Annotated in this window: 21 protein-coding genes and 1 pseudogene; 7 read left to right on the top strand and 15 right to left on the bottom strand. The window is 71.1% G+C overall.

Features of this window, described 5'->3' with window-relative positions; all coding sequences use genetic code 11:
• Positions 1 to 112 precede the first annotated feature (112 nt).
• From LX83_RS20465 to LX83_RS20455, 3 genes are all read right to left on the bottom strand, one after another.
• Positions 113 to 568 (bottom strand): hypothetical protein, encoded by a 456-nt coding sequence (locus LX83_RS20465; RefSeq protein ID WP_253773805.1) that lies wholly within the window; start codon positions 566 to 568, stop codon positions 113 to 115.
• Between the two features lie 579 nt (positions 569 to 1,147).
• Positions 1,148 to 2,839 (bottom strand): AMP-binding protein, encoded by a 1,692-nt coding sequence (locus LX83_RS20460; protein WP_253773803.1) that lies wholly within the window; start codon positions 2,837 to 2,839, stop codon positions 1,148 to 1,150.
• A gap of 152 nt (positions 2,840 to 2,991) precedes the next feature.
• On the bottom strand, positions 2,992 to 3,918 hold the full coding sequence (locus tag LX83_RS20455) for an alpha/beta hydrolase (RefSeq protein WP_253773801.1): 927 nt from the start codon (positions 3,916 to 3,918) through the stop codon (positions 2,992 to 2,994).
• A 41-nt stretch (positions 3,919 to 3,959) separates the two neighbouring features.
• Here LX83_RS20455 and LX83_RS20450 point away from each other — a divergent pair, with 41 nt between their 5' ends.
• Positions 3,960 to 4,436: a MarR family winged helix-turn-helix transcriptional regulator gene (locus LX83_RS20450; RefSeq protein WP_253773799.1), complete on the top strand. Its 477-nt coding sequence runs from the start codon at positions 3,960 to 3,962 to the stop codon at positions 4,434 to 4,436.
• A gap of 59 nt (positions 4,437 to 4,495) precedes the next feature.
• Positions 4,496 to 5,104 carry a TetR/AcrR family transcriptional regulator gene (locus tag LX83_RS20445; RefSeq protein ID WP_253773797.1) on the top strand — a complete coding sequence of 203 codons (609 nt, stop codon included), beginning with the start codon at positions 4,496 to 4,498 and terminating at the stop codon, positions 5,102 to 5,104.
• Between the two features lie 116 nt (positions 5,105 to 5,220).
• On the opposite strand, the gene LX83_RS20440 is transcribed toward LX83_RS20445, so the two are convergent.
• From LX83_RS20440 to LX83_RS20430, 3 genes are all read right to left on the bottom strand, one after another.
• Positions 5,221 to 5,460: a hypothetical protein gene (locus LX83_RS20440; RefSeq protein ID WP_253773795.1), complete on the bottom strand. Its 240-nt coding sequence runs from the start codon at positions 5,458 to 5,460 to the stop codon at positions 5,221 to 5,223.
• Positions 5,461 to 5,673: 213 nt separating this feature from the next.
• On the bottom strand, positions 5,674 to 6,663 hold the full coding sequence (locus tag LX83_RS20435) for a chitinase (protein WP_253773793.1): 990 nt from the start codon (positions 6,661 to 6,663) through the stop codon (positions 5,674 to 5,676).
• A 317-nt stretch (positions 6,664 to 6,980) separates the two neighbouring features.
• Positions 6,981 to 7,442 carry a nuclear transport factor 2 family protein gene (locus LX83_RS20430; protein WP_253773791.1) on the bottom strand — a complete coding sequence of 154 codons (462 nt, stop codon included), beginning with the start codon at positions 7,440 to 7,442 and terminating at the stop codon, positions 6,981 to 6,983.
• A gap of 127 nt (positions 7,443 to 7,569) precedes the next feature.
• On the opposite strand from LX83_RS20430, the gene LX83_RS20425 reads away from it, so the two are divergent.
• The gene (locus LX83_RS20425; RefSeq protein WP_253773789.1) at positions 7,570 to 8,349 is read left to right on the top strand and encodes a TetR/AcrR family transcriptional regulator; all 780 of its coding nucleotides are present in this window, start codon (positions 7,570 to 7,572) and stop codon (positions 8,347 to 8,349) included.
• 238 nt (positions 8,350 to 8,587) lie between these two features.
• On the opposite strand, the gene LX83_RS20420 is transcribed toward LX83_RS20425, so the two are convergent.
• Together LX83_RS20420 and LX83_RS20415 are read right to left on the bottom strand one after the other, a co-directional pair.
• Positions 8,588 to 8,749, bottom strand: coding sequence for a zinc-binding dehydrogenase (locus tag LX83_RS20420; protein WP_253773787.1), 162 nt, complete (start codon positions 8,747 to 8,749; stop codon positions 8,588 to 8,590).
• A complete protein-coding gene (locus tag LX83_RS20415; RefSeq protein WP_253773785.1) occupies positions 8,725 to 9,234 on the bottom strand; it encodes a zinc-binding dehydrogenase in 510 nt (169 codons plus the stop codon). Before LX83_RS20415 ends, LX83_RS20420 begins: the two co-directional genes overlap by 25 nt.
• 652 nt (positions 9,235 to 9,886) lie before the next feature.
• Here LX83_RS20415 and mtnP point away from each other — a divergent pair.
• Together mtnP and LX83_RS20405 are read left to right on the top strand one after the other, a co-directional pair.
• Entirely contained in the window at positions 9,887 to 10,774 is an 888-nt protein-coding gene (gene mtnP, locus LX83_RS20410) for an S-methyl-5'-thioadenosine phosphorylase (protein ID WP_253773783.1), read from the top strand.
• 45 nt (positions 10,775 to 10,819) lie between these two features.
• Complete coding sequence (locus LX83_RS20405) at positions 10,820 to 12,091, top strand: WD40 repeat domain-containing protein (RefSeq protein ID WP_253773781.1); 1,272 nt, start codon at positions 10,820 to 10,822, stop codon at positions 12,089 to 12,091.
• 189 nt (positions 12,092 to 12,280) lie between these two features.
• On the opposite strand, the gene LX83_RS20400 is transcribed toward LX83_RS20405, so the two are convergent.
• The 5 genes from LX83_RS20400 to LX83_RS20380 all read right to left on the bottom strand — a co-directional run bounded on the left by LX83_RS20400 (position 12,281) and on the right by LX83_RS20380 (position 14,851).
• The gene (locus tag LX83_RS20400) at positions 12,281 to 12,694 is read right to left on the bottom strand and encodes a nuclear transport factor 2 family protein (protein ID WP_253773779.1); all 414 of its coding nucleotides are present in this window, start codon (positions 12,692 to 12,694) and stop codon (positions 12,281 to 12,283) included.
• 232 nt (positions 12,695 to 12,926) lie between these two features.
• Positions 12,927 to 13,127 (bottom strand): DUF397 domain-containing protein, encoded by a 201-nt coding sequence (locus LX83_RS20395; protein WP_253773777.1) that lies wholly within the window; start codon positions 13,125 to 13,127, stop codon positions 12,927 to 12,929.
• Complete coding sequence (locus LX83_RS20390; protein WP_308204018.1) at positions 13,124 to 13,657, bottom strand: DUF5753 domain-containing protein; 534 nt, start codon at positions 13,655 to 13,657, stop codon at positions 13,124 to 13,126. The genes LX83_RS20395 and LX83_RS20390 overlap by 4 nt, the downstream gene beginning before the upstream one ends.
• 9 nt (positions 13,658 to 13,666) lie before the next feature.
• Positions 13,667 to 13,834, bottom strand: coding sequence for a hypothetical protein (locus LX83_RS20385; RefSeq protein WP_253773775.1), 168 nt, complete (start codon positions 13,832 to 13,834; stop codon positions 13,667 to 13,669).
• Between the two features lie 96 nt (positions 13,835 to 13,930).
• Positions 13,931 to 14,851, bottom strand: a complete 921-nt coding sequence (locus LX83_RS20380) for an aminotransferase class IV (RefSeq protein ID WP_253773773.1) — start codon at positions 14,849 to 14,851, stop codon at positions 13,931 to 13,933.
• Positions 14,852 to 15,031: 180 nt separating this feature from the next.
• On the opposite strand from LX83_RS20380, the pseudogene LX83_RS20375 reads away from it, so the two are divergent.
• Positions 15,032 to 15,223: pseudogene (locus LX83_RS20375) on the top strand (2-isopropylmalate synthase); the annotation flags it as partial.
• A 7-nt stretch (positions 15,224 to 15,230) separates the two neighbouring features.
• Here LX83_RS20375 and LX83_RS20370 read toward each other — a convergent pair.
• Both LX83_RS20370 and LX83_RS20365 read right to left on the bottom strand, forming a co-directional pair.
• Positions 15,231 to 16,127, bottom strand: a complete 897-nt coding sequence (locus tag LX83_RS20370) for an alpha/beta hydrolase (protein WP_253773771.1) — start codon at positions 16,125 to 16,127, stop codon at positions 15,231 to 15,233.
• Complete coding sequence (locus LX83_RS20365) at positions 16,124 to 16,681, bottom strand: quercetin 2,3-dioxygenase (RefSeq protein WP_253773770.1); 558 nt, start codon at positions 16,679 to 16,681, stop codon at positions 16,124 to 16,126. The genes LX83_RS20370 and LX83_RS20365 overlap by 4 nt, the downstream gene beginning before the upstream one ends.
• A 96-nt stretch (positions 16,682 to 16,777) precedes the next feature.
• On the opposite strand from LX83_RS20365, the gene LX83_RS20360 reads away from it, so the two are divergent.
• Positions 16,778 to 17,224 (top strand): MarR family winged helix-turn-helix transcriptional regulator, encoded by a 447-nt coding sequence (locus tag LX83_RS20360; protein ID WP_253773768.1) that lies wholly within the window; start codon positions 16,778 to 16,780, stop codon positions 17,222 to 17,224.
• Positions 17,225 to 17,241: the final 17 nt, after the last annotated feature.

Here is a 17,241-nt window from a genome sequence, read left to right as displayed (position 1 = left end):
GTGCGGCCGGGTCGCTGCGCGGATCGTGCGCACCACTCCGTCGAGTCGCCTCGAATGCCAGCAGAACGCGGTCCGCTGCCCCGGTCTCGGGGTGGCCGGGACAGCGCGCCGGTCAGGAGGCTGGACAGCTCACCAGCGTGGTGGGTCCGTTCGCGGTGTACTCGAAGGCACCGGCCGAGGATTCCCGGTACGTGTAGAAGTAGAAGCCGACGTTCTTGGCCCCACCGCAGGTGGAGTCCTCGGTCACCCGGTAGGTCAGGGTCGCCGTGCGCGTGGTCCCGGCCAGGATGGGCACCGTGTACTGCAACGCGCCGCCCTGGCTGCCTGGGGCGACCGCGTTGCACCAGCTGACCTCGCCGGCACAGCTGGTGAACTCGAACTTCAGCCCGTCGATGACGGTGCCGTAGTTGGGGTTGACGCTGACGTAGCTGAAGTAGATCCCGGCGGAGTCCGGGTTGGTGAACGTCAGGGTCAGGGTGACCGAGTCACCCCGCACAACGGTTGCCTTGTCCGCGGTCACCGTCAGCGGATTGACGTCCGCCGCCACCGCGGGCGTCGAGGAAGTCATCAGGGCAATACCAAGAAAAGCACTGGCGAGCAACGCCGACCAGATGCGTCTTCGACCGAAAGCCATTGCGACCACCCGTTTCTTCCGTTGTCGAACAACGTTGTGGAGCTTCCTTCCGAGCGGCGAGCGTACCTCGACAACAACGACCGCCACTGGGGCTAAACGGGTGAGACTGTCGGTCACCGCACATCCGCCGTCCTTTTCGGACGCACCTCGCGGTACCCCTCCCGACCGAACCGGTCAACCGCCATTGACCGCATCGCCCGGTGCGACACCAGGGCAATTATTCGACGTCACTTGGTAAACCCCCGCAGGGCCTGACCAGCACTGATCAACAACCGAAAACTTCCGCCGATCCCGACTTCATGTTGCGAGCACCGCTACCGCCGCGCTTTCCGCACACCCGACCGCCACTTCCCGGGCGAGAGCACCGCGGCGCACCCGCCACCGGAATCCGAAATTATCGCCCCGGCGCACCCTGGTCCGCGCCCTCGGAACAGCAGGATTCCCGCCGCGATCCCGGGGAACCAGGCGGGAATCCACCGGGAAGCCCACCTTTCCGCCCCACCCCAGCCGTTTTCAGGCTTTGTCGCCGTCGCCGTCGTCGCCGTCGTCGCCTTCCGCGTGCCCGGCCAGGCCCAGGATGTCCAGGGCCTGGCGACGCATCTCCACCTTGCGGACCTTGCCGGTGACGGTCATCGGGAACTGCTCGACCACGTGCACGTAGCGCGGGATCTTGTAGTGCGCCAGCCGACCCCGGCAGAACTCGCGCAGCGCGTCGGCGTCCACCGGCGGCGCGCCCTCCCGCAACCGCACCCAGGCCATCAACTCCTCGCCGTAGCGCGGATCGGGCACCCCGATCACCTGAGCGTCCACAATGTCCGGATGGGTGTAGAGGAACTCCTCCACCTCGCGGGGGTAGATGTTCTCCCCACCGCGGATCACCATGTCCTTGATCCGCCCGGTGATGCTCAGGTAGCCGGCCTCGTCCATCACCGCCAGATCACCGGTGTGCATCCACCGCGCCGCGTCGATCACCTCGGCCGTCCGGTCGGGCTGGTCCCAGTAGCCGAGCATCACCGAGTAGCCGCGGGTGCACAGCTCACCGGGCGTGCCCCGGGGCACGGTCAACCCGGTCTCCGGGTCGACCACCTTCACCTCCAGGTGCGGCCCCACCCGGCCGACCGTCGACACCCGGCGCTCCACCGAGTCCTCCACCCTGGTCTGGGTGGACACCGGGGAGGTCTCGGTCATGCCGTAGCAGATGGACACCTCGGTCATGCCCAACCGGTCGATCACCTGCTTCATCACCTCGACCGGACAGGGCGAGCCGGCCATGATCCCGGTGCGCAGGCTGGTCAGGTCGAGTTCGTCGACCGCGGGTTCCGCCAGCACCGCGATGAACATCGTTGGCACGCCGTACAACGCGGTGCAGCGCTCGGCCGCGACCGCCGCCAGGGTGGCCCCCGGCTCGAACGAGGGTGCCGGGATCACCACGCACGCGCCGTGGGTGGTGGCCGCGAGGTTGCCCATCACCATGCCGAAGCAGTGGTAGAACGGGACGGGCATGCAGATCCGGTCGGCCTCGGTGTAGCCGCACAGCTCGCCGACGAAGAAGCCGTTGTTGAGGATGTTGTGGTGAGACAGGGTCGCGCCCTTGGGGAATCCCGTGGTGCCCGAGGTGTACTGGATGTTGATCGGGTCGTCCGCGGACAGCGTCCGGCCGATCTCGACCAGCCTCGACCGGTCCGCCGCCCGACCGCGCTCCCGCAGCTCCGCCCACCGCTCGCCGCCGATCAGCAGCACCTCGGTCAGTGCCGGGCAGGTGGGCCGGACCCGCTCGATCATCTCGGCGTAGTCGCTGGTCCTGAACTGGGGCACGGCGACGAGCGCGCGCACGCCCGCCTGGTTGAGCACGTACTCCAGCTCGTGCACCCGGTAGGCCGGGTTGATGTTCACCAGGATCGCGCCGATCCTGGCCGTGGCGTACTGCACGAACATCCACTCTGGACAGTTGGGTGCCCAGACGCCGACCCGGTCCCCCTTGGTGATGCCGAGGTCGAGCAGGCCGAGCGCGACCCGGTCCACCTCCTCGGCGAGTTCCCGGTAGGTCCAGCGCCGGTTCGACGCCCGGTCCACCAGCGCGTCCCGCTCCCCGTGCGCGGCCACCGTGCGGTCGAGGTTGTCACCGATGGTGTCGCCGAGCAGCGGGACCGACGAGACCCCGGACGCGTAGCTGGGCAGGGCGGGTGAGCTACCGGGACGGGACATCGTCATCCCCCTCGTGTCGTCTGCTTCGCGTGGTCTGCCGCCTGAGCGGGGCCCATTGTGCCGCCTGGCCCACGCCCCCGGCGCCCGGCCGGGCCTCGGGTGCTCCGCCCGGCCGCCGGGGTGCTGTCGGGGTGGCGCACCTCAGCCGGGCTTCACGGCGCTGACGGAGTTGGTGACCCGACGGTGCGAACGTGCTGGACGAGGAAGAGCGCCGCGCGATCGAGCGCGTGGTCGGCCTCGTCGAGGACGCCGGTGAACGCCTGGAACACGTGCGGCACGTCGGCGGTGACGTCGAGGATGACGTCCACCCCGGCCGCCCGCGCGCGGGCGGCCAGCCGCGTGGAGTCGTCCAGCAGCACCTCGTTGGTGCCCACTTGGAGCAGCATCGGCGGAAACCCGGTCAGGTCACCGAACAGCGCGGGGCTGATCAACTCCTGGTGCGGATCCTGGCCGGCGAGGTACATCGCACCGGTGACTTGGAGGCTCTGGCGGGTGAAGTACGGGTCGATGCCCGCCTTGGTGTCCATGCTCTCACCCGTGCGGGTGCCGTCCAGTCCGGGCGAGAAAGCCACGATCGCCGCCGGGAGCGGCAGGCCAGCCGCGCGGGCCGACAGGCAGGTGGTGACGGTCAGCCCGCCACCGGCGGAGTCCCCGGCGAACGCGATCGACGCCGGGTCCGCACCGGCGTCGAGCAACGCGCGGTAGGCGGCGACCGCGTCGTCGATCGCGGCCGGGAACGGGTGCTCGGGCGCGAGCCGGTAGTCCAGCGACAGCGCCCGGAATCCGGTCCTGGTCACCAGGTTCCCGGTCAGCGACAGCGCGGTCTCGGGTGAACCGACGACGTAGGAGCCGCCGTGGAAGTACAGGATCGTGCCGGTGTGCGGCCGGTCGGCCGGTTGGACCAGCAGGGCGCGTCGCGAGCCGAGCACCGCTTCCGCGGTCTCGATTCCGGCCGGCACGGCCATCGAAGCCATCATCGCCGCGAATCCCGCTCTCAGCTGCTCGACCGTTGGCGCGCTCTCGGGCTGCGACTGTTGGCGCAGCATCGCGTCGATCTCCGCTCGTTGTTGCCTGCTCATGCCGACTCCCTCACAAGGTGTATGCCGCTACAGTATATGCCGTGGCATCTATATCACGGGGTTCCGCACCCGATCCGCGGCTGCTGTTCGCCGACCTGGTCCGGTGCGAGACGCGGCTGTACAACGCGCTCAACGAGCGGCTGCGGGAGCGGCACGGGATCGTCACCTCGCAGTACGAGTTCCTGCGTCACCTGCGCGAGCACCCCGGCTGCCGGGTGGCCGACCTCGCCGCCGAGTTCGCGATCGGGATCGGTGCGACCAGCAAGGGGATCGACCGGCTGGAGCGGCACGGCTGGGTCGCCCGGCAGCCGAACCCGGCCGACCGCCGGTCGTCCCTGCTGGTCCTGACCGACGACGGCGTGCGCATGGTCGACGCCGCCGAGCGGACCTTCACCGAGCGGGTGACCGAACTGATCGAAGGTGCCCTCGACCGCACCCGAGCGGCGGCCGTCGCCGAGGCCCTGGCACTGCTGCGCACCGCGCTGGAGCGCGACCAGATCGGCATGCCCACGGGCTGACGACGCGGGGAGCCAGCAGCGGTCGCCCGACGTGTCGCGGACCTGATAGCGTCCGCCGCGTGCCAGGACAAAGCCGCAGGTCAGATGCGCGACGCAACGCCGAGCGGATCATCCGTGCCGCGATCGACGCCTTTGGCGAGCGGGGCAACGCGGTGGCACTCGACGAGGTGGCCCACCTGGCCGGTGTTGGCATCGCCACGGTCTACCGGCAGTTCGGCGACCGCGCCGGGCTGGTCCGCGCCGCGTTCAACACCTACGTCACCGAGGAGATCGAGCCGCTGGCGCTGGCCGCGCGCGCCGCGCCGGACCCGTGGCAGGGCCTGACCGAGGCGCTGTCGGCCACGGTGCGCACGCTCGGGCTGCACCGGCGGCTGCTCATCGTGGCGCGGGAAACCGGGGCGATCGCGGTGGAGACCATCGAGCGGTTCATGGGGCCGCTGCGGGAAGTGCTCGCCGCGGCGCAGCGGCGCGGCCAGGTCCGCGCCGACCTGGTGGTCCGCGACCTCGCGGCGATGGTGGTGATGGCCCTGATCACCGACTCACCGGACACGCCGGAGGGGGCGAACCCGCAGCGGTACCTGGCCCTGCTGCTGGCCGGGGCCCGCCCGGCCGAGGAACCGCTGCCGCCGCTGGGCACCACGGGCGTCGGCTCGACGATCGCCGACTGAGCACAGTGGACGAACAAGCATCCACAGTGGACCAGCCGGCCGCGGCACGCGCGCGCCGGAGCTGACGCGGGTACCACGGCCGGCTGGTTGTCACACTGGTCGCCGGACGGATCGGCTCAGTCGGCGCTGACCGTCCGCGCGCTGGTCGCGATGATGCACGCCCGGACGGAGACCTCCTCGGCCAGTCCGGTCTTGGCCAGGTCGGTCGCGCAGGCGAGCACCTCGCCCGCCTCGCCGCGCTGGCAGGCCGGGCCGTACGCCCCGGAGTCGTCGGGGTAGCCCAGACCGTCCAAATAGGTCAGGCAGTCCGCTGCGGCCGGCTGGGCGGGGGCCGCGGCGGCCACGGACGGGACCATCGCGGCCATCGTGATCAGGGCTACCGAGGCTGCTCGTCGAACACAACCGGACATGGCACACACCCCTTTCGTGATTCCTCCTGTGGAGGTCTCTCCCTGTCCAGACTCGGGGAAATCTGCCTGTCCGCCACAGCAGGCGCCGGCTTTCATCCGTACGGGGACCACCTGCGCACCGATCGAGCGACCGCCCGGGCTCGCCAGGCCACACCGGGGTCAGCCGGTGAACCCCGCGTTGACCTTGGTGAACGCCCAGCTCTGCTGGGTGATCCCGCTGCACGCGTCCGGGCTGGTGCCGCTGCCGCACTGGCGGTCCCGGTTGGTCGACCAGAACGTCAGCCGCGCCAGGTGGTGCTGCTGGGCGTAGGCGCGGATGGTGGTGAAGTTGGCCAGGGTGACCACCTCGCCGGCGTTGTCGGTGTTGCCGTTCATCGACGAGATGCCCATCCTGCGGTAGGCGGCGTCGTCGCTGAGCCCGAACGCGCTCTTCAGCCGCGCCTTGAGGCCTTCGGCCGCGCTCGTGGTGTGCGCGGCCATGTCACCGCCGTTGCTGAAGTCGAACGGCATGATCGACCACACGTCCACGTTCGCGCCCAGTGCGGCACCCTGCCTGATCAGGCGTTGGCCCGTGCTGTCCGGGCCGCTGGTCGTGGTGCCCATGGTGAGCACGGTCCGCACGCCCGGGTTGTTCTGCTTGATGATCTTCAGTGCGCCCAGCACCCGGTCCTGCGCGGCCGGGTTGGTGAACTCGGTGTTCTCGATGTCGACGTCGATCGCCCTGAGCTGGTAGGCGTCGATGACCTTCTGGTAGGCGGCGGCCAGCGCGCTGGCGCTGGCGCACTTCTCCCCGAGCTTGTTGCCGGCCCAGCCGCCGAAGGACACGATCACGTCGCCGCCGGCCGCGCGGATCGCGTTGATGGTGGCGGCGTCGGTGCCACCGGTCAACGCCCTGGTGCCGTCCCACTTGGGGTTGCACGTGCCGTCGGACAGGATGAAGGCCATGGTGAACGCCTTGATCCCGGTGGCCGACATGACCGTGGCCGGGCTGGGCGGGCTGCCCCAGCCGAGGTAGAGGTAGGGCGAGGCGATCACGGGGTCGACCGCCGCCGCGTTGACCGGCGGGGTGGCCTGCGCGAACCCGGTGAGCCCCAGTGCCAGGGCGGCCGCGCTGACCAGGGATGAGATGCTCCGCCGCAGGGTTGTCATGCGTCCTCCATGCCTGAGGGGGCACGAGCGGGCCGCGGCCGGCTGCGGCGGATGCGCCGGCGGGTCCTGACTCGTGCAGCCGTGGACTGCGTTGCCCAAGGTGGACTAGACCACCGCGCGTGTCAAGCACGGACGGGGAAATCCCGCCGCGCCACCGCCCTGGTCGCCGACCTGACCGGGCTGGGCGCTGAGGTCCGGTTGATCGCCTGCGACGCGGCCGACCGGCCGGCACCCGGGCGCTGGCCCAGGTGCCGGCCGAACACCCGCTGACCGCGCTCGTGCACACCGCCGGTGTGCTTCGAACGGGCCCGCAGCGGTCAGGCGGAGGTCTGCTCAACACCGGGCTCGGCTGCCGTGCCGAGTGCCCGCGCGCCGGCGAGGGGGTCGTGGTAGTCCTTGGAGAAGACGATGAGGCCGTCCCGGATCCGCATCACCATGATGTAGGAGAAGGTGAAGGGGCGGGCTTCCCTGGTCGTCCGCCCGTGCAGGTCGCACTCGACGATGACCACCTCGGGGTCGCTCGTCTCGTGGATCACGACCGAGTCGGCTCTCTCGAAACGCCACAGGTCGCTGACGGTTTTGAACCGGGCGCGGTGGACCTCGCGGCCGGTCCAGCGGGCGGGCACGCCTGGCGGTGCGAACGCGATCTCGATGACCGCGTCCTCGGCGTACAGGTCGGCGAGTTCGTCCCACTCGTTGCGCGCGCTGGCGCGGAGGAAACGCTCGACCACCTCGCGCGGCGCGGCCGGCGTGGGTGTGTCGGGGTGTGCATCGGACACGAGGACTCCTGCTGTGGTTCGTCGGGGGGCTCGACGGGGTTCGCCGCTATAATCGGGTCGATCAACCCGTTTCGACGCTACGGGTCGGGCGACCCGGTTGTCAAAGCCCCTGTCTGGAGGTGACCCGGTGACGGCATCGCGGTCGGACGCCCTGCGCAACCGCCAACTGGTGCTGGATGCCGCACAGGCCTGCTTCGCCGCGGCCGGCCCGCAGGTGCCACTCGCCGAGATCGCCAGGCTCGCCGGGGTCGGGGCGGGCACGGTGCACCGCCACTTCCCGACCAAGCGGGCCCTGGTCGAGGCCGTGGTGGCGGCCAGGATCGACGACCTCGTCGCCGAGGCCGACCGGCTGTCCGCCCGCCACGAGCCCGGTACCGCGTTCTTCGCGTTCTTCGCCGCGGCGGTCGAGCACATCGGGTTCAACAAGGCGCTCTGCGCGGCGTTCGAGGCCGACAGCGGCGACCCGCTGCACGTGGCTCCCACCGCGCAGCGGGCATTCCACGCCGCGCTCGGCGAACTGCTCGACCGGGCGCAGCGCGCGGGTGCGGTTCGCGCCGACCTCGACGTCGCGGACGTGGCGGCTCTCGTGGCTGGCTGCGTGACGATGGAACGCCACCACGATCCCGAGCGCCCCACCGGGCGGATGACCGCGCTCGTGTCCGAAGTGCTCCAGCCAGGTCGGACACCGCTTCCGGCGGCCGTGACGAAACAGGCGACCACCCGTCAGGAACGTAACGAAACTAGTGTCGGACCGCCGCAGCGTCACGAAACACCGATCGGCGGTGAAAGCCCGAGGTGCGAGGTCTGCGGCACCCGGATCCAGCCGGCGCGCACCGGCCGCCGGGCCCGGTTCTGCGGCGCCGCGTGCCGTCAGAAAGCACACCGCCGACGCCGCAACCACACCTGACCGCTGGGCCAGCGGCGAGTCCGCGTTGGTGTTGGCCGCGCCAGCAAAGCCAACGTCTGCGCAACGTCGAGATCGGCCACGGCCACTGGCGGGAGAGTTCACCGCTCGGCCGCCCTGTCGTCGCGGCCGGCGCCTGGCAGGACAACCGGGTCGTCGCCGATCTCCGCGTGATCACCACCCCGCAACGGGTTCGCCTGGTGGCCGACGCTGATGACACGCCCCGACGTCGCGTAGGGGCTCAGAAGGTCACCACGACCTTCCCGGCCAGGTTCCCGGCCTGGAAGCGTTCGTACGCGGCCTGGATCTCGTGGAGCCCGAAGGTGGCGTGCACCCGCAGCCGCAGGGCGCCGCCGTCAACGAGTTCGGTCAGCTCGCTCAGCCCCGCCCCGTCCTCACGCACCTGGTTGACGGTGGTGCGGACACCACGTGCGGACAGGCGGGGACCGGCCCGGCTTGAGTGGCGATCGACGCGTAGCGGCCGCCGTCCGCCACGGCCTCGGTCAGGAAGGCCCCGAAGGTGTCGAAGACCGCGTCGTAACCGCGGTCCGGAACAGCGTCGCGATCGGTGGCGACGAAGTCGGCGCCGTGGTCACGGGCGAAGGCGACCTGCGCGTCCCGTGAGACCAGCGCGTCGACCGTGACACCGCGGGCGCGGGCGATCTGCAACGCCAGGCCGCCGACCGCGCCACCGGCACCGGCGATCAGCAGCCGCTGCCCGGCGGACACCGCAAGCCAGTCCAGTGTCTGCAGGGCCGTCAACCCGGGAAGCGGCAACGTGGCGGCCTCCACCAGGCTGACCGCCCGCGGTGCGGCGGCCACCGCCCCCGCCGGAAGCGCGACCAGATCCGCCCAGGTCCCCCGGCCGGAGCACGGGAAGCCCTTCACACGACTACTGCTGCCGCATCCGGGCAACTCACGCGGTGTCCACCGTATTCCCCGCCCCCAGCCCCCAGCCCCAGCCCCCGGCCCCGGATCCGCCCCACCGGTCCGTGGCCAACCCGTGCTGGTTCAGCGAACTGTGGGTTCCGCGCCCTGAACCGGAGATCAGGTGTGCTGGTGCTGCCCGCGTCCCACCGCGCGCCGATCTCGACGGCGGTGGCCGCGAACCGCCCGGAAGAAACGTCACCCACGAGCGATGATTCCTGCCCGCGGCCCGAGGCAGACCACCCCGGGTCGGCGCGCGGTGACGCGCCCGGCGGCGCGGTGCCCCGGGAACCGGCCACCGGGATCTCCGGTGACCGGCCCGGTGACCGGCCCGGTCGCCGCACTGTCCTCAGTGGACCATCAACGGATCCTCAGTGGACGTGGTCGTGCGGGAATGCTGTCGGAAAGTGGGATTGCGCGTCGAGTTGCCGCCTGGTTCGTCGGCCACCACGATTGGCTGCTTCGGGCATCAACCACGAGCAGGGCGTACCCGCGTACGCGCGCACCGCGCTGCCAGCCGTCCAGGCGGTCGATCCACGGCATTTGCGACGCCGCGACCCGGAAGCCCGCTGCTAACCTGCGCAGGGCCACGATTTCCTGGAGGGTGCGAGAAATGAGCGTGCACGGTGTCGACGACCAGGCCGAGGTGGGGATCATCGGCGGCAGCGGGCTGTACGCGCTGGACGGGCTGACCGACGTCCGCCGGGTGCGCGTGAGCACCCCCTACGGCGAGCCGAGCGACGAGGTGGTCCTCGGCACGCTGTCCGGGAAGCGGGTGGCCTTCCTGCCCCGGCACGGCGAGGGACACCGCATCTCCCCGTCCCACCTGCCGGCGCGCGCGAACATCCACGCACTCAAGAGCCTGGGGGTCCGGCAGGTGCTCAGCATCAGCGCGGTGGGCAGCCTGCGCGAGGACTACGCCCCTGGCGACCTCGTCGTGCCCGACCAGATCGTGGACCGCACCAGCCAGGCGCGTGGCAACAGCTTCTTCGACCAGGACGTGGTGGTGCACGTCCCGTTCGCCACGCCCTACTGCGACCGGTTGCGCCCCCTGCTCGCCGACGCCGCCCGCGCCAACGCCCGGGTGCACACCGCCGGCACCTACTGCTGCATCGAGGGCCCCCAGTTCTCCACCCGCGCCGAGTCCGAGCTGTACCGGAGTTGGGGCCTGGACATCATCGGGATGACCGCGGTGCCCGAGGCCAGGCTGGCCCGCGAGGCCGAGCTGTGCTACGCCGGCCTGGCCCTGGTGACCGACTACGACTGCTGGCACGACGGCCACGACAGCGTGACCGCGCAGGCCGTGGCCGAGGTGATGCACCGCAACGGCGAAGCCGCCAAGGCCACCCTCACCGCGCTGCTCACCACCCTGCCCACCGACGTCGCCTGCGCCTGCCAGAACGCCCTGGCCACCTCGATCATCACGCCACTGACCAAGCTGCCCGAGTCCACCCGTGACCGTTACGCCCTGCTGCTCGGCAAGTACCTGCCAACGGGCTGAGCCGAACCGGGGCTGAGTGTCAGACCCCGGTTCTACGGTGTCGGGGTGACTGTTGTTGACACCGTGGCACGGGTGCGCGTCGGTAGCGGATCTCCGGTCGAGCGGTTGGTGTGCCATCCGCGGCTCCCGCTGATCGCCGGGCTGGACTCGCAACGTCCGGCCGTGCACGTCTGGGACCACGGGGCAGGGCGACTGCGCGAACTCGGCACCGTTGGCGCCGACTCGCGGGACTACGGGGATGCCAGCTGGGAGCGGCGGCACCGAATTCCCGCGCTGGCATGGCATCCGGACCAGCCGCTGCTCGTGGTGGCGGGCGAGGCCGGCGCGGTGCGGTGGACGCCGGACGGGCTGTCCGAACTGGACGGTCTACCCGCCTCGGCGTCCTACCGCGATCTGGCGTTCAGCCCGGACGGCCGCGCGTTGTGGGCGACGCCGTCGTCAACCGACGCCCCCAACGCGTGGGAACTCTCCGACGTCCTCGACCTCGCTTCGGGAACCGCGGGTACCGGCCCGCAGTGGGACACCGGGGTCGCGGCGCACCCGGCTGGCGGGCTGGTGGCCACGCTGCGCAGCAACCAGGGCGCGACATTCGGGATCTTCGCCCGGGTGGATGACCGGACCACGCCCGCCTCGCTGCGGGTGCTGCGCCGAGCCCTGATCCTGGACGTCGACGGCTACGAGACACCGATCTTCAGCGCGGACGGCCGTCACCTCGCGATCCGGGGCAACGCGTACGAGAACTCACTGCAGGTGTTCGAGTTCCCCGCGCTGCACCGCGTCCTGGCGACCACCCTCGGCGAGCCCAACCCCGGCTACCCGTACCCGGAGGAGTGGCGTGCGCAGCTGGTCGCCTGGTCCCGGCACAACATCGCGTTCGGCGCCCAACCCGGCGTGCTCTGGATCGGAACGCCGACCGGGATGCTGGTTGCCGTCGATCTCGACAACCAGCGGGCGACCGAACACGACGTGCTGGCCGGCTCACCGGTGACCGCGCTGAGCGCGACGCCGACCGGCGACCTCGTCGTCGCCACCGGCGGCGGCGATCTGGTGCTGCTGTCCGTGCCCGCCGACGCCACCCCGGCCCGGGCCGTGGACGCCGAGGCGATGCGGGCCGCGGTCACCGCCTTCCTGGACGCCACCTCCGAGGTCCCCGACGACGCCGACGCCGAGGCACACCTCGTCCTCACCGACGGAACCCGGACCTGGGAGCCGGCCGACCGGACAACCGTGACCACCGCGACCGAAACAGACCCGACCTGGCTGCGCCTTCAGGCCGCCATCAACGCCCGGCACCGGGACAGTTCACCGCCCAACTGACGGTTGCTCCGCTCCCCGGTATCGGGTGTTCGCAACGATCGTCTCCGAGTGCTCCAGTGGCACTTCGCGATCTTCTGGGGGTGGAGTCACATCGCGACGGCCACCGCGTGATCAATCGGAGTTCCTCAGGGCATCCCAGGATCGTGCGGTGGCCGCGAGCACGGTCTTCTGTCACCTGGGGCGGTGTGTCTACGGTGCGGCCGGAGGCGGAGCGAGGACCTCGACGATCAACTGGGTGTCGGTGTACTCGGTGATCTCGGCGATCTTGCCGCCGCGCATGACGAAAACCCAGCAGTAACGGTTCGGGTAGTCACGCCCTGTCGCCGTGACGCTGTGGTTGCGGCCCTCGACGACAACCACGTCACCATCGGCCACGATGCGCTCGGCGCTGACGATGTTACGTCCGCCAAGCTGTTCCGAGAGCGGGTGGAGCAGCTCCTCCAGTACGGCACGCTTCCCCTCGTAGGTGCGTGACCACGCGGTCTGCCCGATGATCGTCCAGCGGACGTCGTCGGCCAGAGCGTCGACGAAGGGCCGCCCGTTGCCCTTCGCGGTCTCGGCGAAGACTCCCTGCAGAAACGCCCTGTTGTCGGCCTCGGACACCTTGGTGGACCTCCTGGTAATCAGGTGAGACTTCGCGATCTTCGTGCGCTCTCGAATGCTGGCACACTGCCACATCGCGCGGGCGTGTCGGCTGGCGGAGCCGGTGTGGCCGCGTGCGCGGCGTACGAACCTTCTTGGTGACCGGACGATCAACGCGGCCAGGCCAACCGGCGCCACGAGCGGGTTGCGCCCCTGGGGACCAGTGATCTCACCCCGGGGCCCGCGCACGCTCTCAGCGCTGGGTGTCGAGCCGACCGTCCTTCACGGCGGCCATGAAGCTGCCGAAGGCAGCCGGACCGAAGGTCAACGTCCCACCGTCCGGCTTCTTGCTGTCCCGCACCAGCATCCCCGACAACTCGACAGCCAGCTCAACACAGTTGTTCGCCCCCGCAGAGGTACGCGAACTCTTACGCCATAACCGATTCTCGTTCATTGGCCCTCTAGTTCTTCTATCCGTCGACGGATAAGCTCCGCCGTTGCCGCAGGAGGTAGCGCGGACGCCGCAGCTCCGTTGAACTCGCTGGTGAGAAGCTCCACGTCCTTCTCATTCTCCAACCAGACACCGCCGCCACGATGCTCTACGTACCCATTCGGAGCATCTTCCGGGTCTGGGTACCGGATGATCATGATTCCGCCGGACATCGTGCCGTACGGGCCAACGACGAACGGAATCACCTGCAAGGTGATGTGCTCTTGCGCACCGATCACGAGCAGGTGCGCCAGCTGCTCCCTCATCACGTGCGGACCGCCTGCCATTCGACAGCTAGCCGCCTCATCGACAACCGCGTGTAGTTTGAGCGGTCGAGCCCCAGCGAGCCGTTTCTGTCGGTCCAGCCGAAGGCGGACGTAGTTGTCGATACGCACATCAGGCGTCAGGTAGTCCGCTCCACATTCAAACAAGGCAGTCATGTACGCACGCGTCTGCAACAACCCAGGCACCAGCGACGGTTCCAGAGTAAGTATGCGGTGCGCCTATCCGACCATTTCCAAGAATTCGCCCGACTCGCCGGAAAAACGCCGCGGCGGGCAGGGGACAGATCCTCGGCCCGCCGCGACAGGGGTGATCTCGGAGAGTTGGCCGGCGCGGATCGCGTCCACCTCGATCTCCACCAGCAGCGCCGGACTGGTCAGCGCGGACATCGCCACGAACGTGGACGCCGGCCGGGTCTCACCGGTCGGCGAATTCAGTCCGGTCCAGGGACGTCTTTCCCGCGAAACCACCGGTTGTCCGCGCGGCTACGAGGCCGGTGCCGCCGGCACCGGGGTCAGCCAGTCGGCGTGGTCGGGCCGGGCTCCGGTCACGGTCGCGTGGAACGCCGCCGCGATCGCGTCGAACACCGGCCGCGCCGCCGGGTAGGCGTGCTCGTCCAGCACGCTCACCGGGGCGAGTTCGCCGGCGGTGCCGGTCAGGAACACCTCGTCGGCCGCGCGCAGCTCGGCGAGGTCCACCGGCCCCTCCCGCACTGGAATGCCCAGCTCGCGCGCGAGCACCAGCACCGAGTCGCGGGTGATGCCGGCGAGCAGGTTGTCGGTCAGCCACGGGGTGACCAGGACACCGGCGCGGACCAGGAAGATGTTGGTGGTGGTGGCCTCGGCGACCCGGCCCGAGTCCGGGTCCAGCTGCACGGCGTCGTCGAACCCGGCGGCGACCGCGGCGGTCTTGGCCACCGCCGAGGTCACGTAGGTGCCCACGGCCTTGGCGCGCGGCGGGAACGACAGCGGCGAGGGCCGCCGCCACGGTGACACGGTCAGCCGCACCGGTCGGGGCGGCACCGGCGTCGGGCTCATCGGCCACATCTCGATGCCGAGCCGGAACCGCAGCCGGCCCAGGTCGATGGTGAGCAGCGGGTCCGGGCAGAACAGTCCCGGCCGGACGTAACAGCCGGGCAGCCCGGTGGCGGCGGCCGCGTCCACCACCGCCGCGCGCAGCCGGGCCAGCTCGTAGTCGTGGCCCAGCCCGAGCAGCCGGGCCGAGTTCAGCAGCCGGACCAGGTGGTCGTCGGCGCGGAACAGCGCGGGCCCACTGGCCGTGGCGTAGCAGCGGATGCCTTCGAACACCGCGGCGCCGTGCTGCACGCTGGTGCTGCCGAAGGGGATGTGCCGGCCGTGGTCGGGACCGTCCCAGAACGTGCGGACCGATTCCGGGGGCTTGGTCATGGCCTGCCTCTCAGCGTGGGGTTCCAGTGCTTCGGGTCCGACGTGTCCGATCCGACGTGTCCGGTCCGAGGGCCCTGATGCGCCTTCCCGCCGATGCACCCGCGCGGACCGAGCGACGAGACCGCGGTGGTGACCGACATCAGCAAGCCTTCGCCGGGCGGGAAAACCGCCAAGTAGCAACGGTACCGGCCGTTCGGTCTGCCCGACCGGACCTGGCCCGACCGGACCTGGCCCGACCGGATGCCGGACCGGATGCCGGACCGGGCGCCGATCTGGTGCGGCGTCGACCTGCGGGACGGCAACCAGGCCCGGCTCGACCCCGTGGACCCCGCGTGGAAACGCCGGATGCACGACCTGCTGGTCAACCTGGGACGCGCGGTCAGCCGCCGGCCACCGCGCGGCGGGCGAAGTCGAGTGAGCGGGTGACGATCTCCCGCACCCGCGCGTCGGGCAGGCCGTGCCAGGCGTGGTCGGCGCCGGGCACCAGCCAGAGTTCGGCCTCGGCGCCCACCGCGCGCAGGTGCTCGGCCAGCACCTGGCTGTGCGCGCAGGACACCAGGCTGTCGTCGGTGCCGTGGACGAGCAGGACCGGTGGGGCGGCCGGGTGGACGCGGGCCAGCGGGCTGGCCGCGCGGGCGGTGTCCGGCACGGTGGCCGGGGCCGCGCCGAGCAGCAGGGCCTCCGGGGTGGCCGGGTCGGCCGGGTCGTAGCCGGGCCGGGCCGTGGCCAGGTCGCTGGGCGCGTACCAGAGGACGGCCGCCACCGGCGCCGGGTCGGTGTGGGTGAGGGCGAGCAGGGCGGCGAGGTGGCCGCCGGCGGACTCACCCCACACCACGGTGCGGGCGGGGTCGATGCCCAGTTCGGCGGAGCGGGCGGTCAGCCAGTGCAGGGCGGCCCGCAGATCGTCCAGCTGGGCGGGGAAGCGCGCCTCGCCGCTGAGCCGGTAGTCCACGCTGGCCACGGCAAAGCCGGCCGAGGCGAGCTGGGCGAACGGCGCGGGCGCCCAGTCGCGCAGGCGCGGGCCCAGGTCGTCCCGCCGGCCGCGGCGCCAGGCTCCGCCGTGCACGAGCAGCAGCAGCGGCAGCCCTCCGCCGTCGGCCGGGGTGTCGGGCAGCCACAGGTCCAGTTCGGGTGGCCGGGTCCCGGGCAGGTCCGCGTACGGGACGCCGCGCAGCAGGCGCACGCCCGGCGCGGCGGGCGCGGCGGGTGGCAGCGGGGCCGTCTCCGGGTGCGGCGCGGCGATCAGCTCGCGCAGCGGCGGCCGTGCCTGGCTCATCCGATCCGCCACTGGTGGTCGGGCAGGAACCGCACGTCGTAGCGCTGCGGCACGGTGCCGAACTTGGCCGGCTCGGGCACCACCGGCGTGTGCGGCAGCCCGTGCTCCTGGGTGGGCGCGCCCAGGTTCTCGAAGAACCGCTCGAACGTGCCGCCGGGGCCGGCGGCGACGCCGACGATGCGGCTGTGGTGGCGCTCGATGCGGTAGGCGTGCGGGCAGTTCTTCGGCACGAACCCGAAGTCGCCGCTGGTCAGCAGCTTCTCGTACTGCTCGCCCCTGGTGTCCTCGACGAACAGCCGCACCGCGCCGTCGGTGATGTAGAAGACCTCGTAGGTGTCCGGGTGCAGGTGCGCGGGGATGATCTCGCCCTTGGGGCCCTCGCAGGTGAAGAAGTTGAAGGTGTGCTCGGTCTGCTCGCCGCCGGCGTAGATGGTGAACAGGTCGCCGAACAGGTGGGCGCGGTCGCCCTCGCCCTTCTCGATGAAGTACGGCTTGCCCGGCTCGGCCGGGATGCGCGAGGCAGGACGGTAGGGGGTGGCGAACTCCACGGTCATGGCTGGTCACCTCACGGGGACAAGTGTGTCAGGCTGCCTGACAATATACCCGGGAAGGCACAATCACGAGGTCCCGTTCACCCCTGAGAGGTCCTGATGAACGCCTCCGGCGCCCGCAGCCTCCCCCAGCTGCTCGGCGACGCCCGACGCTGGTTCGAGGACGCGCTGACCCAGGCCCTGGCCGAAGCGGGGGCGGCCCCGGTCTCCCCGACCCAGCTGGGACTGTTCGCCGTGCTCGACGAGCAGGGCACGACCGTGGCCGAACTCGCCCGCCGCATGGGCGTCACCCGGCAGACCGCGCACCAGGCGGCGCACGGGCTGATCGGGCTCGGCCTGCTGGAACAGGTCGCCGACCCCAGCTCCGCCCGGCAGCGGCTGATCCGGCGCACCGCCGAGGGCAGGCGCACCCACCAGCAGGCCGAGCTGCTCCTGGCGCGACTGGAACACGCACTGGCCCGCCGCATCGGCGCGGACACCCTCACCGCCCTGCGCACCGCCCTGGAGGCCGACTGGGGACCCCCGTCGCCCGGCCGCCCCGGGTGACCACGGGCCCGGCCGGC

Source organism: Goodfellowiella coeruleoviolacea, from assembly GCF_024171785.1.
In the GTDB taxonomy this organism is placed as follows: domain Bacteria; phylum Actinomycetota; class Actinomycetes; order Mycobacteriales; family Pseudonocardiaceae; genus Goodfellowiella; species Goodfellowiella coeruleoviolacea.
Note: the sequence above shows the minus strand (reverse complement) of the source record. Positions and strands in the feature narration are given on the sequence as shown.